This is a genomic window from Secundilactobacillus collinoides DSM 20515 = JCM 1123, from assembly GCF_001435975.1.
GTDB lineage: Bacteria > Bacillota > Bacilli > Lactobacillales > Lactobacillaceae > Secundilactobacillus > Secundilactobacillus collinoides.
Genome location: NZ_AYYR01000021.1, coordinates 1 through 21,323, shown reverse-complemented (window position 1 = coordinate 21,323; position 21,323 = coordinate 1). Strand labels below are relative to the sequence as shown.

The 21,323-nt window shown below is 47.3% G+C and carries 17 protein-coding genes; 5 read left to right on the top strand and 12 right to left on the bottom strand.

The features are described from left to right. Positions 1 to 508: 508 nt before the first annotated feature. Positions 509 to 703 (bottom strand): hypothetical protein, encoded by a 195-nt coding sequence (locus tag FC82_RS04860; RefSeq protein ID WP_054761967.1) that lies wholly within the window; start codon positions 701 to 703, stop codon positions 509 to 511. Between the two features lie 29 nt (positions 704 to 732). Continuing rightward, positions 733 to 1,602 carry a DegV family protein gene (locus FC82_RS04855; protein WP_056996362.1) on the bottom strand — a complete coding sequence of 290 codons (870 nt, stop codon included), beginning with the start codon at positions 1,600 to 1,602 and terminating at the stop codon, positions 733 to 735. A 302-nt stretch (positions 1,603 to 1,904) separates the two neighbouring features. Between FC82_RS04855 and FC82_RS04850 the strand changes: the two genes are divergently transcribed. After that, positions 1,905 to 2,561, top strand: coding sequence for a Fic family protein (locus FC82_RS04850; protein WP_054761969.1), 657 nt, complete (start codon positions 1,905 to 1,907; stop codon positions 2,559 to 2,561). 351 nt (positions 2,562 to 2,912) lie between these two features. Here the strand turns inward: FC82_RS04850 and FC82_RS04845 are convergent, their stop codons facing one another. The 3 genes from FC82_RS04845 to scrK all read right to left on the bottom strand — a co-directional run bounded on the left by FC82_RS04845 (position 2,913) and on the right by scrK (position 7,307). Further along, a complete protein-coding gene (locus FC82_RS04845; protein ID WP_056996361.1) occupies positions 2,913 to 4,790 on the bottom strand; it encodes a metallophosphoesterase family protein in 1,878 nt (625 codons plus the stop codon). Between the two features lie 117 nt (positions 4,791 to 4,907). Next, on the bottom strand, positions 4,908 to 6,254 hold the full coding sequence (locus FC82_RS04840) for a glucose-6-phosphate isomerase (protein ID WP_056996360.1): 1,347 nt from the start codon (positions 6,252 to 6,254) through the stop codon (positions 4,908 to 4,910). 177 nt (positions 6,255 to 6,431) lie between these two features. Continuing rightward, positions 6,432 to 7,307, bottom strand: a complete 876-nt coding sequence (gene scrK / locus FC82_RS04835; RefSeq protein WP_056996359.1) for a fructokinase ScrK — start codon at positions 7,305 to 7,307, stop codon at positions 6,432 to 6,434. A gap of 278 nt (positions 7,308 to 7,585) precedes the next feature. Here scrK and FC82_RS04830 point away from each other — a divergent pair, with 278 nt between their 5' ends. Continuing rightward, on the top strand, positions 7,586 to 8,572 hold the full coding sequence (locus FC82_RS04830) for a LacI family DNA-binding transcriptional regulator (RefSeq protein WP_054761974.1): 987 nt from the start codon (positions 7,586 to 7,588) through the stop codon (positions 8,570 to 8,572). Positions 8,573 to 8,975: 403 nt separating this feature from the next. On the opposite strand, the gene carB is transcribed toward FC82_RS04830, so the two are convergent. The 3 genes from carB to FC82_RS16980 all read right to left on the bottom strand — a co-directional run bounded on the left by carB (position 8,976) and on the right by FC82_RS16980 (position 14,121). Next, a complete protein-coding gene (gene carB, locus FC82_RS04825; protein WP_056996358.1) occupies positions 8,976 to 12,044 on the bottom strand; it encodes a carbamoyl-phosphate synthase large subunit in 3,069 nt (1,022 codons plus the stop codon). Beyond that, positions 12,044 to 13,114, bottom strand: coding sequence for a carbamoyl phosphate synthase small subunit (locus FC82_RS04820; RefSeq protein ID WP_056996357.1), 1,071 nt, complete (start codon positions 13,112 to 13,114; stop codon positions 12,044 to 12,046). Before FC82_RS04820 ends, carB begins: the two co-directional genes overlap by 1 nt. A gap of 860 nt (positions 13,115 to 13,974) precedes the next feature. Continuing rightward, the gene (locus FC82_RS16980) at positions 13,975 to 14,121 is read right to left on the bottom strand and encodes a hypothetical protein (protein ID WP_169790571.1); all 147 of its coding nucleotides are present in this window, start codon (positions 14,119 to 14,121) and stop codon (positions 13,975 to 13,977) included. Positions 14,122 to 14,283: 162 nt separating this feature from the next. Here FC82_RS16980 and FC82_RS04815 point away from each other — a divergent pair, with 162 nt between their 5' ends. Further along, complete coding sequence (locus tag FC82_RS04815) at positions 14,284 to 14,514, top strand: P8 family protein (protein ID WP_056996356.1); 231 nt, start codon at positions 14,284 to 14,286, stop codon at positions 14,512 to 14,514. A 183-nt stretch (positions 14,515 to 14,697) separates the two neighbouring features. Here the strand turns inward: FC82_RS04815 and FC82_RS04810 are convergent, their stop codons facing one another. Then, on the bottom strand, positions 14,698 to 15,807 hold the full coding sequence (locus FC82_RS04810; RefSeq protein WP_054761977.1) for an amidohydrolase: 1,110 nt from the start codon (positions 15,805 to 15,807) through the stop codon (positions 14,698 to 14,700). Positions 15,808 to 16,336: 529 nt separating this feature from the next. Then, positions 16,337 to 16,729: a glycine cleavage system H family protein gene (locus FC82_RS04805; RefSeq protein ID WP_054761979.1), complete on the bottom strand. Its 393-nt coding sequence runs from the start codon at positions 16,727 to 16,729 to the stop codon at positions 16,337 to 16,339. A 240-nt stretch (positions 16,730 to 16,969) separates the two neighbouring features. Between FC82_RS04805 and FC82_RS04800 the strand changes: the two genes are divergently transcribed. Both FC82_RS04800 and FC82_RS04795 read left to right on the top strand, forming a co-directional pair. Then, on the top strand, positions 16,970 to 18,010 hold the full coding sequence (locus tag FC82_RS04800) for a lipoate--protein ligase (RefSeq protein WP_056996355.1): 1,041 nt from the start codon (positions 16,970 to 16,972) through the stop codon (positions 18,008 to 18,010). Positions 18,011 to 18,025: 15 nt separating this feature from the next. Continuing rightward, complete coding sequence (locus tag FC82_RS04795) at positions 18,026 to 18,325, top strand: DUF7671 family protein (protein WP_056996354.1); 300 nt, start codon at positions 18,026 to 18,028, stop codon at positions 18,323 to 18,325. 90 nt (positions 18,326 to 18,415) lie between these two features. On the opposite strand, the gene dapF is transcribed toward FC82_RS04795, so the two are convergent. Continuing rightward, entirely contained in the window at positions 18,416 to 19,426 is a 1,011-nt protein-coding gene (gene dapF, locus FC82_RS04790) for a diaminopimelate epimerase (protein ID WP_054761983.1), read from the bottom strand. Between the two features lie 88 nt (positions 19,427 to 19,514). Then, positions 19,515 to 20,888: an aspartate kinase gene (locus FC82_RS04785; RefSeq protein WP_056996353.1), complete on the bottom strand. Its 1,374-nt coding sequence runs from the start codon at positions 20,886 to 20,888 to the stop codon at positions 19,515 to 19,517. Positions 20,889 to 21,323 lie beyond the last annotated feature (435 nt).

Here is a 21,323-nt window from a genome sequence, read left to right as displayed (position 1 = left end):
GGTGCTACATTATTTCCGTCAGTCAAAGAAAAAATTGGCGGCTTCGTAGCTCTCAATGTACCGCTGCCGAATCCTGCAATGACTTCGATAAGTCCAGGACTGACATTACTGGTCTATTAAACTGAAAAACGCAAATCAATAGCGAGTTTTCAGGACTGAGATTTGAATCCTTGCCCAAAAAGTGGTCGTGATTCACGGCGCGTGACACGCAGCGTTTGAATTATTTCCCCCCAATCTGGATCACGATTCAAACAAAACACCCCCACCAAATCATGCAAAATCTGGTGAGGGTGTCTATACTGGTCACTCGTTTTCTGGACGAGCAACATGCTTGATGAATTACTAGTTTAATAGTAATTCGGACTTCATTATATAAAATTAAAACAGGCCTGTCTATATTTTTACCCAATTGTAACCGCGCTTTAAAGGGCTTGAAACACCCTCGCAACAGGCTGTTACTTTATTTATACATCAGCAGGATAGAATCATTGAATGATGAATCCAATGGTTATTTTAGTTTCGGCAGCACCGATTTTTTTAGAAAAATCACCAATTGGTCATACTGCTCCTGATTCTTTGGTGTTGGAAACTGGGTGAGGTCGATGGTCGGCGTGTGCAGCTCGTCACGCAGTTTGGTGACAAATGTTTTGCGCGCCATAAAGTCCGTGTCGCCTCTATGACCGCCAATCGAATAAAATTGCATGAGTAAGGACTCTTTTCTTTAAAATAGGATTATACCGGCCATTTTTGCCAATCGTAAGCCCATAAAATAGCCATGGTGCCTGCACCTACGTGGACGCCTAAGACGGGCCCAAGAATGCTTTCATCAATGACCATGTCTGGGAAACTTTGGTGCAGATCAGTTACCCACTGTTTTTGGCGGAGCGCGTTATCTGCGTTGATAACCGTAAACCGTAACGGCACAGTGCTTGTTTCGTACGCATTGGCGACCTTCTTCTTGATGGCGTTGTATGCCCGATGCATGGTGTGTTCACGTTCAATGGCCACAATTTGTCCCGTATCGTTGAACGTGAGGATCGGCTTGACTCGCAATAAATTACCGACCAGACTGGAGGCATTCGACAGACGACCGGTGTGCACTAAGTGAGACAAGTCATCGACCACAAAATAGGCGTCGATGGTATCCCGGAATTTGGTCAGGGCCGCGATGATTTCCTCAGGCGTTTTGCCCGCTTCAACCAATCGGGCCGCGAGTAACGCTAAATTGGCCTCGCCGGCAGAAGCGATTAAAGAATCAAACGGGTATACCTTAATATTGGTCACGCTTGGCACGAACTGTTCTAGATTGCTGAAGAAAGTCGTAATCCCTGATGACAGATGAATACTGATGACGGCGTCATAGCCTTCATCAGCGAGTTGATCGAACATGTCCTGCATCTGGCCGAGTGTAATCTGTGAAGTGGACGGCATGATTGCGTCCGCCGCCATGCGTTTATAAAATTCTTCAGTTGTGATGTCCACGTTGTCGCGGAAAGTCTGCTTACCGAAGATAACGGTGATTGGCACAACATGGATGTTGTATTTTTTGACGTCCTTTGGATCAAGGTACGTTGCTGAATCGGTAACCACTGCAATTTTCATGGGTTTGTGGAACCTCCGAAATTTTAGGTTTATGAAAACGATGTTTGTTTGAATTGTTGGTAGCCATTTGGAATCAAACTGATTACAGTCTAACGAACTGCGCATTGAAATACAATTAATAAGGCGACTGGTCGCTGTCAGTTTGTGCACAGATGTCTTGAAAAGACTGATGGTGTGGGTACTATTCCATATAATACAAGTATTATACTATCCATTGATGAATGTGACATGATATAATAACTGTAATATTTTGAACGGCCGTTTAGTAACGCTTATGGGGTGTTGACGGGAGTGGATGACACGTGAGCAGTGCACAAAATGGAATCTTCAGCATTAGTGATAACCAGGAGCTGTTGCTTGATCACAAGGCACAACTCATTTTTAGTGCGAGTCAATTAAAGGGGATTGATATGAGCCTTGATCAAGCCCGAGGAGTCATTGATTACGCTGCCACTGAATCGTTTAACCCGGATGACGTTGCACTAATAATGAGGCTTGTCGATGCGTTTCGGTACATTTTGATCAATACAACCCAGTTTACTTTTCAAACGATTCAGCGAATCAATGCGTTAATCATGGGAACGGGGGCGTTGGGCGCGGGGTTGGTCCGTAAAAAAATGGTCAGCCCGGCGGCAACGATGAAAAAATGGGTTCCGCCGATTCCAGATAAGGGTGATCGGGAAGCGTTTTTAATTGCACTGCTGACCAGCCGTAAACCAGTGACGAGTCAAGCGTTAGATTTGTTTTTAGACATCTGTCGGATGCAGTATTTTACGGCGGGAAATCAGCGTACAGCACTGTTTGCCGCTAATAATCTGTTGCTGACTCAAGGGGCTGGTTTGCTGATGATTCCGTTGAATAAAATGGGGTCATTTCAGGAACTGCTGGCGGATTTTTGTTTGAGTGGCGAGGACCGGGTCGTTAAGCAGTGGTTAAGTATGTATTGTTTGGTTAATTGAGGATATAAGTGAGACTAATTATGGAATTTGCTGCGCTGTTGTGGTCGAGCAAACGGTCTGTTCGATGGGCTGGTTGCTTTTTTGTTTGTTACGGGTGTACTAACATCGTGCTTTGCTGACCTCGAGCTGAAACGTGCGCCACTCCTAAACCGTCCTCTGTTCTGCACTCTAAAAAACGTCCCTCCCCAATCCATGCAAAGAAAGGGGCGGGACGTTCGGTTGTAAATCTGGTTTCCGAGCAGATTCACGAGCTTGATGAATTACCTTGTTTCGGTAAATCGTTTATATTATATGGTGATTCGAGAACTTTGTCTAGTCGTTTCAAGGAAAAAGTTCTTAAACTTTAGAGGGTCAGTAATCGAAATTACTGCGAAATCCACGCCACCTTTGGCGGGTTTGTTTGGATTTTTGGTTGTATAGGATCGCGTTACGTGTCAGGGCGGCCGGGCGCAGTTTGTTCAGCTTTTCATGTAAGCCTGGCACTCGGTTATCAGTGCCGTCACCGAACAGTGCGAATCGCAACCGACTTTCGGATCCGGCTGCGTCGCGCCAACCGTAACGGAAACGGGAAAGGCGACGCTGCGTTGGGTTAATGACTAAAACATCCCAAGCAGAATTGGTGGCGGTTTTACGTTGGCCGTGTCCCGTTTTGCGACGATCAGGTGCGTCACAAGTCGTTGTAATCCAATTAATACCGTCATCATGCGACCAGTCATCCACATGAGTGTGGCCGTTCATGACACTGATCACCTGATTGCGGTGTGCTGCCAGGGTGCTAGAGACCTGAGCGTAAGCCCCCTGCTGATTGTTTGCAAACCAGTCATAGGTCCAAAAACCGCCGACCGCGTCGTCAGTGACTGCTGAACGGATACTATCGTGAGTGAACACAATCACCTGTTCTTCAGGGGCTAATGTCGCCATCGTTTGGCTGAACCAATCTGCCTGTGCCTGCCGGATCCGGGACCGGCTATGCCGGATGTTTTGCAAAATACCCGTCCATTGCAGGCCGGTTGGTGCCTCGTCGTAATTACGCTTAAAATAGCCGTCTACGGCCGAGTCGGGGATATCGAAAGTATCTAATAAAATTAAGCTTATCTGGCTGTTAGACACGCGATATTTGCCATAGAAGGCAGGTCCACTCGTTTTCGGCATTATTTGTTGTGCAGAGTGGTGTTGGTTCCGTAAATTAAGGGCGGCTTGGCTGGTGAGTACTTGACCAACACGATAGCCGTTTTCGTAACGCGCAAAGCCGGAGTTGTCATCGTGGTTGCCCTGGGTGATAAAAAAAGGCGTTTCACTAAGCTTGAGTGCGGTTACAGCCCGGCTGATGTCCAAAATCGTTCGGTCAAGGGTCTGAACACCATCGTTGAGGTCACCGTTAGCTACAATGGCATCCAACCCGTAGTTCTTAGCGAAATAACTGACTGCTTTAAGGTCACGCAGTGTGCCAGCCGATGCCTCTGTATTGTAACTGTCAAAGTGGGTATCGTTGATGAGGCCAATCAAAACAGCGTCCGGTTGCGCAACCTTGGCGATTTGAGAAGCGAGATGCTCAAAATCGCTGCGTTCTTCAGTGGTGGGACGTAAAGGTACACGCGGGTCTTCGTGACGGCGGATGCGGTCATTATGGTCATACGTCCACGGCTCGATGAGTCGGGTGACAATTTTTGAGCCGGCTTTTTCGCGTCCGTAGTACGTTGCAATGCCGGCGACGTATCGCAAAAAAGGCAGGTAGCCGTTGCCGGCCGCATGGGGAACTTCAAGCCAACCATAATGTCTTGTCCGAAGTTTTGCTGTGTACGGGATGGTTGCGCCTTGTTTGAAGGTGCGAAGGACAGGTGCCGTGAGACTTGGCGCGGTATGCTCATCCAGCCTTTGCTGAGTGAGGCGAAACTGGCCTTTAAGCGGGTACCGGTGACCCAGTACCGGTTCGATGGCCGGTACAAGCGAAGTCGTCGGATCGCTGTCCGCGCCGTATTGGAGGTGTGTCCGCAAATCAGCGGTCGGTAAGTAGCCGGTCGTGAGCTTAATGTAGCTGTGCATTTTTGTACGGATATGGTTTGTATAATGCACCAGACTGCCAGCTGGCAGTGTTTGTGGCGGGTCAGTCAGCGCCGTCCATTCCGGCGCGGTCCGAATGATCAGCGGTTGTGCAAGAATGAAGGTGTGGTCATCCGGATAAGCGGTGTGGCCGCCGTGGGTGTGTTGATTGAATGGGGTGGCGTTCATTTCATCGCTCCTTTGGTTATGATTTATGCCAAATATAGCGGTCTCAAACGGTTTCGTCAAGTTAAGCCAGATGACGGCATCAAAAAAACCTGCTCATAGTCGGGCAGGTCGGGATAATTACAGGCGTTTGTTCAATTCAGTACCAAGAGTTTCAAACCCGGGCTTTCCAAGCAGCGCAAACATATTGGTCTTATAGGCTTCGACACCTGGTTGGTTAAACGGATTGATGCCGTTTAAGTAACCTGATATACCGACGGCCACTTCAAAGAAATAGATCAGGTAGCCCAAAGTATGCGGGGTCTGGTCAGGAATGTGGACGCTCATGTTCGGCACGTTGCCGTCCGTGTGAGCGAGCGTTACGCCTTGAAAGGCCTTTGTGTTGGCGAAGTGCATCGTTCGGTCTTCAAGGTATTGCAGGCCATCGAGGTTGCCGTCCGTTTTAGGAATGGCAACCTCGTGATTCGGTTTGTCGATGAAGATAACAGTTTCCATCAGGTTTCGCAGACCTTCCTGAATGTACTGACCCAGTGAATGCAAATCAGTTGAGAAGTTGGCGGATGACGGGTAGATACCCTTTTGGTCTTTTCCTTCAGACTCGCCCATCAGTTGTTTCCACCATTCGGCGAAGTACTGGAGGTTGGGTTCGTAATTTTCCAATAGTTCAGTAGTGAAGCCCTTGCGGTAAAGAATGTTGCGGTAAGCGGCGTACTGATAGGCCTCGTTTTTTGTCAGGTCAGGGTTGGTGTAGTCGTTCATGGCATCGCGTGCTCCGGCCATCAATTGGTCGATATCGGCACCGGAAACGGCAATTGGCAGCAAGCCGACCGCGGACAAGACGGAGTAACGACCGCCGATACCATCAGGAATGATAAAGGTTTCATAGCCTTCAGAAGCAGCCTCCTGCTTTAAAGCACCGCGTTGTTTGTCCGTGGTGACGTAGATGCGCTGGTTGGCAGTTGTTTTGCCATATTTTTCAATCAGCTTTGCCTTGAAGATCCTAAAAGCAATGGACGGTTCCGTTGTGGTCCCGGATTTTGAGATAACATTGATGGAGAAGTCGCGGTCACCGATCAAGTGAATTAAATCATAGACGTACGAGGGACTCAGTGAATTACCAGCAAACAAAACTTGCGGGTCTTGGCGCTGTTCGTCCGGCAGGTAATTAAAGAAGGTGTCGTGCAGAAAATCCACGGCCATTTTGGCACCGAGGTAGGAACCGCCGATACCGATGGTCACAAGTACCTTGGAATCGGAACGAATCTTGGCCGCAGCGGCTTTGATTCGAGTAAATTCAGCCTGGTCATAATCGTCAGGCAGGGTGAGCCAGTCGCGAAATGCACTGCCCGCGCCAGTGCCCTGACGCAATTCAGTGTCGGCAGCATTTACCAACGCCTGCATTTCATCCAGTTCATTGTCGTGAACAAATTTATCAAGTTTTGATGCATCAAAGGAAACAGTTGTCATTTAAAATGACCTCCTCAGTCATGGCTAAGTCTCATTAAAAGTGCTGAAATTGGGTCTCAATTTCAGCACCAGCTGTTGAAAGCTATCCACCTTTTTAGGTTAGGACCAGAAATAAGTCGCTGGCATAAACCAGTTCGATAAAATGTGATTACTGAAGGATTACCAGCACATTAGCCGTCAGTTGTTCAGTTCGTTAAACGCCAGCGCGAAGTTGCCGACGGTGGCCGAGCCGTTGTTTTCAACCAGCGGCATTGTCAGGTAAGCCTTTAAGTCGCCAACGTCCAAGTAACCGTTCATCAAATCTCTGAACTGGGCACGGACTTTGTCCAAAAAGGGCTCACTCATCACGCCACCACCAAAAACAATTTTGGCAGGGCGGATGGCTAACGTGGTTTGCAGCGCCGCCTGAGCGATGTAGTAGGCCATGATATCCCACACGTGATCAGAGAGTGGAACGGTCGCCCCTTTCTTGCCGGTTCGGGCTTCAAAGGTTGGACCAGCAACTAATCCTTCAAGACAGTCACCATGATAGGGACAAATACCGTCAAAATTCAGGTCATCGGGATGGCGTTTCAGACGAACATGCCCCATCTCCGGGTGCCCGAGTTCACCGACAAAATTACCATCGATCACTGTGCCGGCACCGACGCCTGTACCAATTGTATAGTAGGTCAGTGAATTGATGCGTTCGTTAAAGAGAACTGACATCACATACTCGCCATAAGCTGAGCCGTTCACATCAGTTGTCCAAACGATCGGCAGGTCAAAGTCCTGTTTCAAACGCCCCAGAAAGTCCACGTTGGACCAGTGAGGTTTCGGTGTATCCGTAATGAATCCATACTTTGGCGCGTTTTTACGAATCTCAATGGGGCCAAAGGAGGCAATCGAAATGGCTTTTAGTTCTGGAAATTTTTTAAAATAGTCAACGGTCTTTTGTAAAGTTTCTTCCGGTGTTGTTGTTGGAAATTGAACCTTGTCTTGAATCTGATAATCTTCATTGCCCACGGCACAGACAAACTTTGTTCCGCCGGCTTCGACACTACCTAGTAGCATCGGCTTCACCACCCTTAATATTGTTTGCTTCACTTCTAAAATAGTTTAAACTGGAAGCGCTTTCGACATTTATCTTAGCATGGAATTTTAGAATTTCTGGGACCATTTTTAGTTATGAAAATGAGCTGTTTTGCATCAGACTGGCCTTTACAACGAATGTAATCGATTGTATTTATCGGTCATTTTCATCGAAATTGTTTACTCGTTGCTGGTGGTGAAAGAAGACGCAGTCGTTTATAATCTAGAAAAGCGGTTTTACGAAGAAAGTAGGTGTTGTCATGGCTGACAGTCATAAAATAACAATCAGCGAGTTAGCAAAGCGGACGGGTGTTTCTGAGGCGACAATATCCCGAGCGCTCAATGACAGCCCGCGGGTAAAACAAACAACGAAGGATAAAATTCAAAAATTGGCCAAGGAATTGGGCTACCATCCTAATATACTGGCCAGAAGCATGCGCACCAACCAATCAAAAACAATTGGCGTGATTATTTCAAACATTGCCAACGCATTTTTTACCTCGGTGGTCCGAGCAATTGAAGACGAGGCAGCAAAGCTGAATTACCGCACAATTGTGATCAACACGGATGAAAACCCGGGGACGGAGCGCAACGCAATCGAAATGTTGCAGGGGTACATGGTCAGCGGGTTCATCATTGCCAGTACACGCCGGGGTTTAGACTACAAGCCAATACTTGGAAATACACCGGCTGTCTTTATCGACCGAATGCCCAATAACGATGGTGATTACGACACATTGTTAGTGAACAATGCCGACGGTGCTAAACAGGTGGTCAACGCACTGATTGCCCAGGGCGCCACCCGGATCGGGGTCATTTCGAGCAGCGTCTCAACTGCCGGTCAAGAACGGTTGGCGGGATACAAAGCAGCGTTACAGGATAACCGGCTCTCATTGGATGAAAGTATTATCAAATTTAGCGATGTTCAAATGAAAAACGTCCGCCAGTATACCAGCAACTTACTGATCAATCAGGCCTGTGATGGCTTGTTTACAGCGGATAATGCCATCCTTCTGGCAGCGATGGAGGAGATCACGGCCAGAAAATTGACCGGTTTTAAACTGGGCGCATTTGATAACGAACCATGGTTTGATTTCTTCAACACGCCGGTAACAGCTGTTCAGCAACCAACTATTGAAATGGGTACCCGGGCAGTGCAACTGCTGACGACTAGAATCGATCAGCCTGAAGATGCCGGCGTGCCAGAACTGTTGCGGTTGACTGTGAATCTGGTCAAACGCGGGTAGGATTGCAGTGGTGAGGTACCATATTAATGGCTTTTTAGCACAATAAAACAAGCACATCGAATCCGCCAACCGGGAGGATTTGATGTGCTTGTTTTGTTGTTTAAATATCTAACATACTTTTTGGTAAATTGGTTTGGTCGTGGTTCTTGGCTAGTTAGCTGAAACGAGTTCCGCAAGGCAGGGGGCTACTACAGAAGTGACTCTGACCCAAAAAGTCAGGCCCTGCGCTTGCTATTGGTATTGCCTTTGTTATGGTTGCGACGTGGTTCTTGGCTGGTTAGCTGAAACGAGTTCCACAAGGCTGAGGGCTCCTGCGTAAGGTACTTTGACCCAAAAAGTCAGGCCCGGACTTTTTGGGTCAAAGTACCTTACGCTCCACCCTCAAAACGCCTTGCTCCACTCTCTAGGCCTGTTTCGTCAACGGTGCCTTCACCAGCGAGGCTGCGGTATCCTGAGCCGTAAACAGGGTTACCTGGTGGCTCAATGCCTTGGCTGCCAACTGCTTTGAGGCAGCCGTTTCGTCTTCCGTTGCCAACACAAATGCCAAGTTGTCTGGCCATTTCTGGTCGAGCTGGTAGACGGTGTGCGGGTAGCCGCTGTCTTCCAGACCAGCCATGAGTTCGGTATTTTCAGCGTCATGTTCGCAGACCAGAATCGGGCCGGTAACGTTGCTGTCGAAGTGGTAGCTGTCAAAGAAGGCCTTGTGCAACGCTTCATCCAGTGTCTTTCCGTGACCGAGGTCTTCACCAGTTGACTTCATTTCAGGACACAAAGCCGTCGGTGCATCCGGCAGTTTTGCAAATGAGAAGACGGGTGCCTTCACGTAAACTTGGTCGGGTTCTGGGTATAGTCCCGGTTCCAAATCCAAGTCTGCCAGTGATTTGCCAACGATTAAGTGGGTGGCAAGTTGGGCTAAGTGCAGATGGGTGATCTTACTCATAAACGGTACTGTCCGAGAAGCCCGTGGGTTCACGTCGATGACGTAAGGTTTAACCGCCATAATAAATTGAATGTTCATCATGCCGACACAGTGGACTGCGGTGCCGATTTCTGTGGCGATTTTGACAATTTCGGACTTTTGGTCATCGGTTAAGTGCTGTGGCGGATACATGGCGATGGAATCACCTGAATGGACGCCCGCACCTTCCAAGTGCTCCATGATACCAGGAATGAATACGTCTTTGCCATCACTCAAAATATCCACTTCACATTCAATACCCTGGATGTCTTTATCGACGAGGATCGGTTCGCCGTGACTGTTTTTCAGGGCGGGGACAAGGTAGTCATCCAACTCGTCTTGGTTGTGAACGACGGCCATCCCCTTACCGCCAAGTACGAAGCTTGGCCGTACTAAAACGGGATAGCCCAAATTGTCAGCAATTTCGTGGGCATCGTCCAAACTTAACGCGGTATCACCAGCCGGGTGGTCGATGCCTTTATCAATTAACAGTTGTTCAAAGTCGTGACGGTTTTCCGTCATCTCGATGCCCTTCATTGAAGTCCCGAGAATCTTGACGCCTTTGTCAACGAGTTGTTGCGTCAGGTTGATGGCAGTTTGGCCACCGAATTGGACGATAACGCCGATCGGCTTTTCTAGGTTGATCACGTTCATGACGCTATCAATGGTTAGTGGTTCAAAGTACAGTTTGTCTGAAATGGAGAAATCGGTTGAAACCGTTTCAGGATTGTTGTTGATGATGATGGCGTTGTAACCAGCAGCTTGAATCGCTTTGACAGAATGCACAGTGGTGTAGTCAAATTCCACACCTTGTCCAATTCTGATAGGCCCAGCACCGATAACCACAATACTGTTGCCCAGTGGCTCGCTTTCGTTTTCATCGCCGATGGTGCTATAGAAGTAAGGGGTGGCGCTGTCGAATTCTGCGGCGCAGGTATCAACCATCTTATACACGAGTTTTTGATCAGCCATTTTATGCAGCTGGTCAAGCTCGTGGTCGTTTACTTCACGAACGGCTTTGATCATGGTGTCGCTGAAACCTAACTTTGCGGCCCGTGTCAGCAGGTCAGCGGTCAGCATCCGTGTCATCAACCATTTTTGCATGTCCATAATGTGTGCTAATTTAGCGAGGAAGAATTCGTCGATCTGGGTGGCATCGTGGAGCTGCTCAACTGTGGCGCCCTTAGCAATGGCGGCAAACAGTTCAAACAACCGGATATCGGTGTCGGTACCAACTGTAGCGAGCAGTTCTTCTAAAGACTTGCCCTGTGCGTCATCGGGAAGCAAAGTGTTTTGCATGTGGGCGTTTAATTCCAGTGATTGTACCGCCTTTAAGAGGGATTCTTCGATGTTCGTCCCAATGGCCATGACTTCACCGGTAGCTTTCATTTGCGTACCAAGTACCCGGTCAGCATTGTAGAACTTATCAAACGCGAAACGTGGAATTTTAGCAACCACGTAGTCCAAGGTTGGTTCAAACATGGCATAGGTCGTTTGGGTGATGGGGTTAATGATTTCATCAAGGTTCAGCCCAATAGCGATTTTTGCGGCAATCTTTGCAATCGGGTAACCAGTTGCCTTAGAAGCCAATGCTGAAGACCGGCTGACCCGCGGGTTAACTTCAATCACGAAGTAGTGTTTGCTGTAAGGGTCTTGCGCAAGCTGCACGTTGCAGCCGCCTTCGATCTTGAGCGCATTCACAATTGTCAGTGAAGCGTCACGCAACCGTTGATATTCACGGTCAGTCAGCGTCTGGGTCGGTGCGAACACAATGGAATCACCGGTATGGACACCGACGGGATCAAAGTTTTCCATCCCAGTCACAATGATCGAAGAACCGTTGTGGTCACGCATGACCTCAAATTCAATTTCTTTATAGCCGGCGATGCTCTTTTCAATGAGGCATTCCGTTTCCGGTGACATGGTTAAGCCCCGGTTTAAAACGGTTGTCATTTCGTCATCGTTTTTAGCAATTCCGCCACCGGTTCCGCCAAGTGTATAGGCTGGCCGAATAATGACTGGATAGCCGATCTCGTGGGCAAAATCAAGCCCGGATTGCAGGTCGTACACTGTTAATGAAGCCGGAATTGGCTGGTTTAATTCGTGCATGAGATCTTTGAATTCTTCCCGGTCTTCCGCTTGGTTGATGGTGTGCAGGTTAGTGCCCAGCAACTCAATACCAAGTTCGTCAAGGACGCCGGTTTTAGCAAGTTCAACAGCGAGGTTCAAACCAGTTTGACCGCCCAAGGTTGGCAGGATGGCATCTGGTTGCTCCTTCTTAAGAATTTCAGTGACGCTTTCAACAGTCAGGGGTTCGAGGTAGACCTTATCAGCCGTCTCGTCATCGGTCATAATGGTGGCGGGGTTGGAGTTGATCAAAACTGTTTCGTAGCCCTCTTCTTTCAAACTCAAACAAGCTTGGCTGCCAGCGTAGTCAAATTCAGCGGCTTGGCCGATAACGATTGGACCAGAGCCTAAAATTACAATTTTTTTAATATCAGTTCTTTTTGGCATTATTTCGTCTCCCCGTTAGTGTGCGCGTTCATCAGATCAATGAATTGGTTAAACAAGCGATTGGCTTCGTGTGGGCCAGGTGCGGCTTCCGGATGGTACTGAACGGAAAACACTGGTCGGTTCGGATAGCGCAGGCCTTCGCAGGTCTTGTCATTGATCTCAAGCGCGGTCACTTCTAGCGGGGTGTCCTTGACGGAGTCGACGTCAACGGCATAGCCGTGGTTCTGAGAGGTAATCACAACTTCATTTGTCAACAGGTTTTTGACTGGGTGGTTGATGCCCCGGTGGCCAAAGACCATTTTATAGGTTCGCGCACCGTTGGCCAGGGCAAGGAGCTGATGGCCAAGGCAGATACCGAACAGCGGGTAGTGATCCTGTAATTCACGGATGACAGGCAGGAATGATTCCCAGTCTTCGGGATCGCCAGGGCCATTGGAGAGCAGAATCCCGGTTGGGTGTAACTGTTCAATGTCCTTAAAACTGGCTTCAGGGGTCACGATGGTGACGTTGCAGCCCAGTTTTTGCAGCGAGTTAACGATGTTTGACTTGACCCCGAAGTCGACGAGGACAACGTGGTCAGGATGTTCGTCCTGGGGTGTGGTGAAGGTGGCTGATTTGACAACTTGTTCAACCGACTGAGTCGTGTTTAACTGACTGTCAGCGAGCGGCTGGTTGGTTAAACTTGCCTTCATGGTCCCGTGTTTCCGGATGATCTTGGTCAATTTCCGGGTATCGATTCCCGTAATCCCTGGAACGCCGGCTTTATCAAGAAAGTCGTTCAGGCTCATTACGCTTTGGTAATGAAAAACCGTTGATGCAATTTCATGCATGACAACGGCCGATGCGGCCACTGCGGGTGATTGGTTCGCGTTCAGCGAAATGCCGTAGTTGCCGATTAGGGGATAGGTAAATGTAATGATCTGGTTGGTATATGATGGGTCGGTGAGGGTCTCTTGGTAGCCGGTCATACTAGTAGTAAAGACCAGTTCGCCTTTGATTTCCTTGCAGAGGGCACCGCAGGCATTTCCTACGAACACGTCGCCATTCTCAAGTGTTAGATATTTTTTCATTTTAATAGCCTCCTGAATTTCCGCCTCACAGGACGGTGTTAATTGCTTTTTGTATAAGATAAGAGAATTATGAGAATATGTCAAGTTCATTTATACATAAAAACAGCAAATTTGAGTTATTTATACATCTTTAAGCTATAATATGCATTTATATAAAACGTTTGTCATCATTCTCTCACTTCACAAAAAGGGTGGTGCGAGAAACTGGTAACCGTTTCAAACAGTGTGGCTATTACATTCATGAAAATTCAAATATTTACGAATACTTGTATACTTAACGAAAAGTATGCATAAATCGTATATACAAAAATTTTTTTGTGAATATTGGCCATCTAACGGTCGCTTGATCCCAGATCATCAATTAGTTTAAATGAAATTGGTGAACATTACTAGGGTAAAATCACAGATTGTTTAACAAATTCATGACTATTTGAACGTAAAACGGTTTAATTGGTCGTTTTTTTTAGTCATTTCGGTGAATTTTAATTTTTGGTTCTTTTGCACAAAGCATACTCATGTTGTTTCGGGTAGACTTTATAGTACAAATCATACGTATGAGGAGGGGGCCCACGGTGGCGCAAACCACGTTATGAATTTAAATATGAACGCTTCTTGATTTAGGTCACCGACTCGACATTCAGTCTAAGCTTGTCCAGCAATTAAAAAATTGAAGGGTTTGTCCGCTCACTGATGAGTGATTTATGCAGGATATCCTGTGAATGAAGAATACATAATAACCAATAATGAGTGATAGTCCCGGCTGTCATCATTTTGGCACCGACGACAATCATCATTTAAGACGCAAAAAAACACCCAGAGCATCAACTCTGGGTGTTTCCGTTAATTACGAGGTAGAATAATTAGTTATTGCCTTGTAACTTTTCAGCTTCATCGTCAATGGTGGCGAAACCTGATTTCGCTGACTTTGGCTTTGGGTGCTTTGCGCGCTCTTCCTCGGCTTTTTCGATCATAGCTTTACGTTCTTCTTTGCTTAATTTGTTTGACATATGATCACGCTCCCTTTTACTAATTAAGAATGTTAGCGTTTTAACTAACAGCTTTATTTTAGCACTCTTTCGTTTGATTGTTAAAAAAACTTCGGCAAGAGCAAATTATTTACCATTTCGTATGAAACGACCTACAATAAAAACTGTTAGGAGGAATTCAAAATGGCAAAAACAGTAGATGAAACATTATTTATTGATTATCAAATGAGTGACGCCTTTGATTGGAGCGACAGTGAGATGCCGGTCCGCGACGCCATTTGGGATTATCTCATGGAAAAGAACAGTCACGACACTTTGAAGACCGAAGCCGACATGAAGCCGTTTATGACCATGGCTGAAGCTGACGTCCGCGACTTCGTAGAAAAGAATCTTAAGACTGTTGCTAGCAAGTGAGCTTTCTAACGAACCCCTTACTCATACAACTAGAAAAGGCCACCTCGATTTGAGGTGGTCTTTTTTGTTTTTTATTATGGCAGACAATCACTGAGAGCTTTTGTGCTGATTGCTTAGAATCTCCTTGCCAATGACACTTATCATAGGCTTCACTTGAAAGAATAAAAAACAACTCGTGACACCCTAAGCTGTTCTGCTAATGGCATCTATTAATATCTTAGCACCGTAAAATAACGCATCTGTCTTGAACGTCATTGACGGCACATGGAGGCCAGGGGTCAGATCACAGCCGAGGCCCAGCATTGTGGACTGAATCTCTGGGTGCGAGTAGGCGTAAAAATGAAAGTCATCGCCGCCTGCACTGGGCACTGAATCGACTAAACCGCGCTGTCCTAAGACAGCGGTAATCGCTTGGCTCATGTAGCCAATGGCATTCTTGCTCGGAATCGCCGCTGGTGAGAATCCCGTTTTGTTGGTGCGAACACTAAAGTGATCATCTTGCACGTCAGCAATGATTTGGTCAACGATTTTGGTTAAATCAGCCATCGTGTCGTTAGTTTGGGCACGCAGATCCAGTGCAAACGTCCCGGTGCCAGGGATAATGTTAGTTGAATCGCCGGCCTTGAAGATGGTGGCTTTTGCTGAATAGGGCACATTTGTATCCAAGTCGATTGCCATGATTTTTTCGTTTAAACGGGTGAAGGCCTCAATCACGTTATGGCCTTGTTCGGGCATTCCGGCATGAAACGTCTGGCCGGTTATGGTACCGGTGATCGTTTGGGTTGAACCGTGGGGAATGATGGCTTCACACTGACCGAAGGCGACTTCCTGCTGCGGCCGAACGTGAACACCGTAGAAGTAGTCAATATGGCCGAGCTGCCCTGTCTTCAGGACTGCTTCAGCACCTTCACCGGTCTCCTCAGAAGGTTGAAAAACAAGCTTAAGCGTGCCGTGCAATCCGTGCGGGTGCGCACTGAAGTAGCGGCCGACGCTCAGTGCCAGGGACATGTGGCCGTCATGCCCGCAAGAATGAACGACTTGCAGCTTATTTTGGTAAGTTTGTTTTAACGCATCGATATCGGCACGCAACGCGATTACGGGTGAACCGGCTCCCAATGTTGCAATGAGGCCTGTCATGCCATTGAAGTGCTCATAAGCAATGTGCATATCATCTAACCGGCGCGCCAGATAAGCGGTGGTCTCGTGTTCATGGAACGCGACCTCGCCATGCTGATGCAAATAGTGGTAGTCCGTCATAATTTCCGTTTCATCGATTGCTGGGATAATATTCAAAATGTGGCCTCCTTTTAATTAGGGTAATATTTTTGTATGGTAGATGTTTTTGGGGCTGTTATTAGGGCTGCTTTTCGGATTGTATAGTGGTGTCCTTCTCGTAATCATCATAGCGCTTCTGTAACTTTGGTGCATCTGGTGTTTTTGGTTGTCCGCTCTTGGTTACCTAAAGACCCTGGGCAATCCAATTCTTGACTAGTACTAGTGGTAGAGGGGGAGTAGGATTAAAAAAATTGGCTCAGATCCATGAATATAAGACACCCCAGCCCAAAATCTCAATTTGGTCTGGGGTGTCTTGTATAGTTTGATAGAATTGTTTATCGCACGTACAGGTTGGATAAACTGGGAGCGCTTAAACAATCATTTTAATAACAGTTGGGAATAGTAGAGGCTTTTGTTCCAATCTCTTATCTAAGATTACCCATAGCAGAAATTTACAAACTTTCTTTCCTGGCAACCGAGTGGAAACGAGCTCCGCAAGGCAGGGAGTTACTTCTGCTCCGCCCCCTAGACGCCTTGCTCCGCTCTCTTAGAGCTTAATATCCACCAACCAATTATCCTGATTACTGCGGTTTTGCAAGTCGTCTGTTTCCTTTAAGAGGTCATTGTTCCGAGCTACTATCGTACCGGTGACCGGGGCTTTAAGTGTTTCAACGGCTTTGTCGCCTTCCAGTTCAATGAGGTCGTCGCCGGATTCCACGGCATCGTCAGTTGTTGAAAAGTCCATGAATGAGACACCGCCGATATCCTGGTAAGCAAACGGTGTCAACCCCACACGGACAACGCCCGGTTGTAGTTCTTGATACCAGACGCCATCCTTTTCTTCTGGATTAAAGACGGGCTGTTTAGGTGCGCTGCTGCCGCTGAAAAGATTTTTGATGCTGGCCATAAAACGCGTCCAAAGTGAAGGTTCTGCTGCCATGTTGATCGCTCCAATCGTAAAAAGTTCTTAACTTGAGTATACCGAGTTTTCACAAGAAAAGAAAGCGGTTATCATGAGGTGGCGTCAGGCGGGAAAAACCAGTATGATAGAAGCATGGCAATCTGCAGGACACCAGTTTGGGCGTCAATGGCAGTGACATGTGAATTTAGAGTGTCGGTGGTCATGTTGCGGTTGCTGGTTTCACCTTTAAATCAAACCAAGAGGAGCACACCAATAACTATGTTCTTAATTGATACTAGTCGCGATGGTAAGCCAATCTACGACCCCATCGTTAACCAATCTTTAGATAACTATTTGATCAATGATTTAAAGCTGCCCGGTCACGGGTTGATCATGTACATCAACGACCCATCCGTGATCGTCGGTGTGAACCAAAATATCTTTGCGGAAGTCAACGTGCCCTACCTGCGCGAAAATAACGTCGCGTTGGTGCGACGCAGTTCGGGCGGCGGGGCGGTTTATCACGACCGCGGTAATCTGATCTTCGAAAATATCGTTGTAGGAGAGACCGATGACGGTGCCAAATGGGGCGATTACAAAGTGTTTGCGGATCCTGTTTTGGACGCCCTTCATGCCCTTGGCGCTAATGATGCCGAACTGCGCGGCCGCAGTGACCTGGTTGTCAACGACCATAAGTTTACCGGCATGACCATGGTAAAGTCTGGTGATGCGTTTGCCGCCGGCGGCACACTGATGTTTGATATGGATCTTGACGCTGCCAGCCAGGCACTGCACCCTGTGGAGAGCCGAATCAACGGTAAATGGGTCAAATCTAATCGTAGCAACATTGAAAATATCAAGTCGCATTTGGCACCAGAGTATCAAGGCCTCACACCTGATGAATTTCGTGAGCAATTGTTATTGAAGTTATTCAACGTGTCCCAGCTTGACGATATTGAGACTTACCATCTGACGGACCAAGACTGGGCCGTCATTGACCAGCGTCTTGCGGAAAAGTACAATACCAATGATTGGAACTACGGTGAAAACCCGGGCTTTAACCGGTATCGGTTCGTCCAGCTTGAACAGGGGGACATGGGTCTTAACATGATGGTTGAGGGCAGTCTGATTACAAAAGTTGCCGTTTACGGAACGGCACTGGATGAGAAAATTGCGCATAAATTGGAGGGCCAGCTGACCGGCACACACGTCAGTTTACCTGATCTGCGGGATAAACTCAGCAAACGGTGGCTAAAAAAGGCCATTGGCGAGGGCGGCATTGCGGCATTAGCTCAGGAACTTTCAATCGAAAACCAGTAAAGGAAGTTTAAGCGTTTGAAAGCAAAGTACAAAGTTGAAGAATACATTGGCGTCCCAGTGGAACAGGATCAAAGTGGGCACTATGTCATTAAGGATGAGGATTTTTCTTTACATTCTTGGCGCATCGGTCGGCACACCAAGGGCAAGTTTAAACAATTAGGACAGGTGTTTCTAACTGAAAACAACCTGATGGTCGCAGTGATTGCCATGAAACCGGTGGCCTACAAGGATCGACACGCGATCACCCCGATGGCGCGCTTCACCAGTGAGGTCATTTCAGACGAGATGCTGGCGCTTGGAAAGAGCAAGCTTTAGCTGAATATTAATTCAATAATTATTAAAAATTGCATAAAAAAGATGCCATCCACAAATGGGTGGCATCTTTTTTTGTGTGTATACCTTAACTTATTTCTTAACCTCGACAGCGGAAACTTTTGGCAAACTGTCAACGAACTTTAAGTAGCCCGCTTCCTCTTCGGTTTCAGTAATGTCAGCTGTCTCAGGCGTGACATTGGCGTTGTGCAGGTCGCCTTCGTCCACGTCGATAAAGTGGGTTTGCGTTGCATTCCCAATTAAATCGATGAAGTACCGATCGGCATCCTTATGAACCCGCGTCTTGACCATGCCGCCTGGGTTATAGACGGTGATCGGTTCATCGAAGTGTCCAAGGTTAGGGTGCACCATGGCAAAGGCCAATGAAGTAGCGGACATGCCTGTCCCGCAGGCGTTGGTGAAGCCAACACCACGTTCGAAGGTGCGGACAAACAGTTGATTTGGTCCAAGAATCTGGGCGAAACTAACGTTGACCCCATCTGTAAAGTATTCGTTTGGCTTGTTTAACATGGTACCTAACTTACCAAGGTCATCATTATTGATCTCCTCCTCGTCCACAAAACTAATCAGATGCGGATTAGGAACCGCGATGGCGGTGAAGTTCAGGTTCGGTAAGAAGGCTGGCACTGGTGAATCGATCAGCGGCTGGTCACCCAGGTTTTCGAATGGAAAAGCACTGGGGTTGAACCGAACTGGCGAAATTTCAACACTGAACGCAGGTACGTTACTGGCCAGGTCTGATTGACGGCTGACCTGCAAGTCGGCCTGAAGCGTCTCAACCTTAAACTGGTTGGTGTGGTGCTTCTCAGCGAGATAGCGTGAGACGGTTCGCAGGCCGTTACCGCACATGGAGGCTTCACTACCGTCAGCGTTGATGACACGCATTTGCCCCAAAACGTTATCGTGCGATGATTCATCAACGACTAACACACCGTCAGCACCGTCTAAGATGCCAGTTGCAGGGTTGGTCACTTGTTGCGCGAGAGCAGCTAATTCGCTGTCGTTTAATTTTTCAGAAAGGGTGGTTTGGTCGAGAAGAAAGAAGTGATTCTCAGAACCGTGCACCTTACGTAATTGCACCATAGAAAAGTCTCCTTGTTGGGTTGAGTGAGAAATAATTGTTGTTATTGTAGCAGTCGTTATAATAAAAGTCGCGTGGTTTGACTAAAATTTAATCGCTTGCGACAGCCTTTTTAACAAAAAACGCGTTGTAAATACACTTGACTGCTTCATCCGCATCGGCCTGTCGGGTGCCGAGCATGATTGAAATTCGTGAAGCACCCTGGTTGATCATGTGGACACCAATGTTGTGGTCGACCAGTGATTCGAAGATATGTTCCGTCACGCCGATTTGATTGCGCATCCCTTCACCGACTACCATGAGAATCGCATAATCGTTGATCCACTGGAGGGTGTCAGGGTGCAGCACTTCTTGAATGTCGTGGCACATTGCATGAATGGTATCCGTGTCCAGTTGGGTTTTATCAAAAATGACGGTCAGGTCATCGATCCCAGAGGGCATGTGTTCATATGACACGTTGTACTTGTAAAGCACCTTTAACAATTTGAGCGTGAAACCGACTTCCTTGTTCAACAGGTACCGGTGCAGATAAAGGGCTGCGAAGCGATTCGAGCTGGCCACACCCGTAATGATTTGAGTAGGTTCAAAGTGCTGCTCAGGGACAATCAGGGTTCCAGGAAGATCTGGTTGGTTAGTATTCTTAACGTTGATTGGAATTTGGCCTTCAATGGCGGGAATGATGGCTTCGTCATGGAAAACGGAGAAGCCGGCATAGGACAATTCTCGCATTTCCCGGTAGGTCATTTTTGTAATGGCCTGCGGGTGAGCAATGATCTTTGGGTTCGCCGCATAAATGGCATTAACATCAGTAAAGTTTTCATACAGGTCGGCGTGCAGCCCACGGGCGATAATGGCCCCCGTGATGTCGGAACCGCCCCGTGAAAAGGTTGCAATCTGCCCATTTTTTGTAAACCCAAAGAAACCAGGAAAAATCAATCTTTCGTCACCATAATCAAACTGAGCCAGGTTTGTATAGGTCTCCGGTAAGACCGTGGCGTTGTTTGGTTCGTCACTGACGATAAGCCCGCATTCCTTTGGGTCAACGAAGCGGGCCTTGATGCCCAGGTTATTGAGAACCGTGGCCATGAGACGGGCATTCAAGCGCTCACCGTGAGCCTTGAAGGCGGCCATTAAATAGTCGTTATCCGGGTAGTCATGGTTTGGTAAATGAACGATTGCCTCTTTAATGGGCGTCATTTCTTCGGCGGGCACTTTAAAGAAGGTTCCGATTGCCTGATAACGTGCAGAAATTTGGGCAACGACTTCAGAATAATCCTGTTGTGCAATCGTTAATTTTGCATATTTAATCAAAAGGTCGGTGACCTTAATGTCAGTGTCTTGGCGTTTACCAGGTGCTGATGTTATCACGACCTGGCGCGCTGGATCGGCCTTAATGATATCAATTACTTTTTGAAACTGGGGGCCGTCCGCAAGCGAACTCCCACCAAACTTAACGACTTTCACATCAATACACTCCTCAATTCGTGGTTCCTGATTTCTCAGTTATCACTATTTGTTAATAATTAAATCGAATTCTAACTTTTTTTGGTTGCTTGTGCAACTGTCTTTATTTTCATTGGTTGTTCAAATCGCCCGGCTTAAATAGTAATAACTATTTTTATCTTGTGTTTAGCTGCTTTAGGTTTGAACTGAAGGCGCGTTTTATTCCACGAAGCGTGACATTATTGCGAACTGAATTAACTCAATTTTGACACTGAATCGGTTGACAATTAATATAAGATGCCGCGTACGCGTACAGAAACGGGACAGCACTTCGATCCGAAGTATCATTCGAACTAGGGTAGCACCTTAAGTGCAGCACCAAGGGTCTATAAAAAAATGAATTTCCTCAATTGTCAAGTTAAGTGCAACACTAATGGCCTATTCTTATAATTGGTC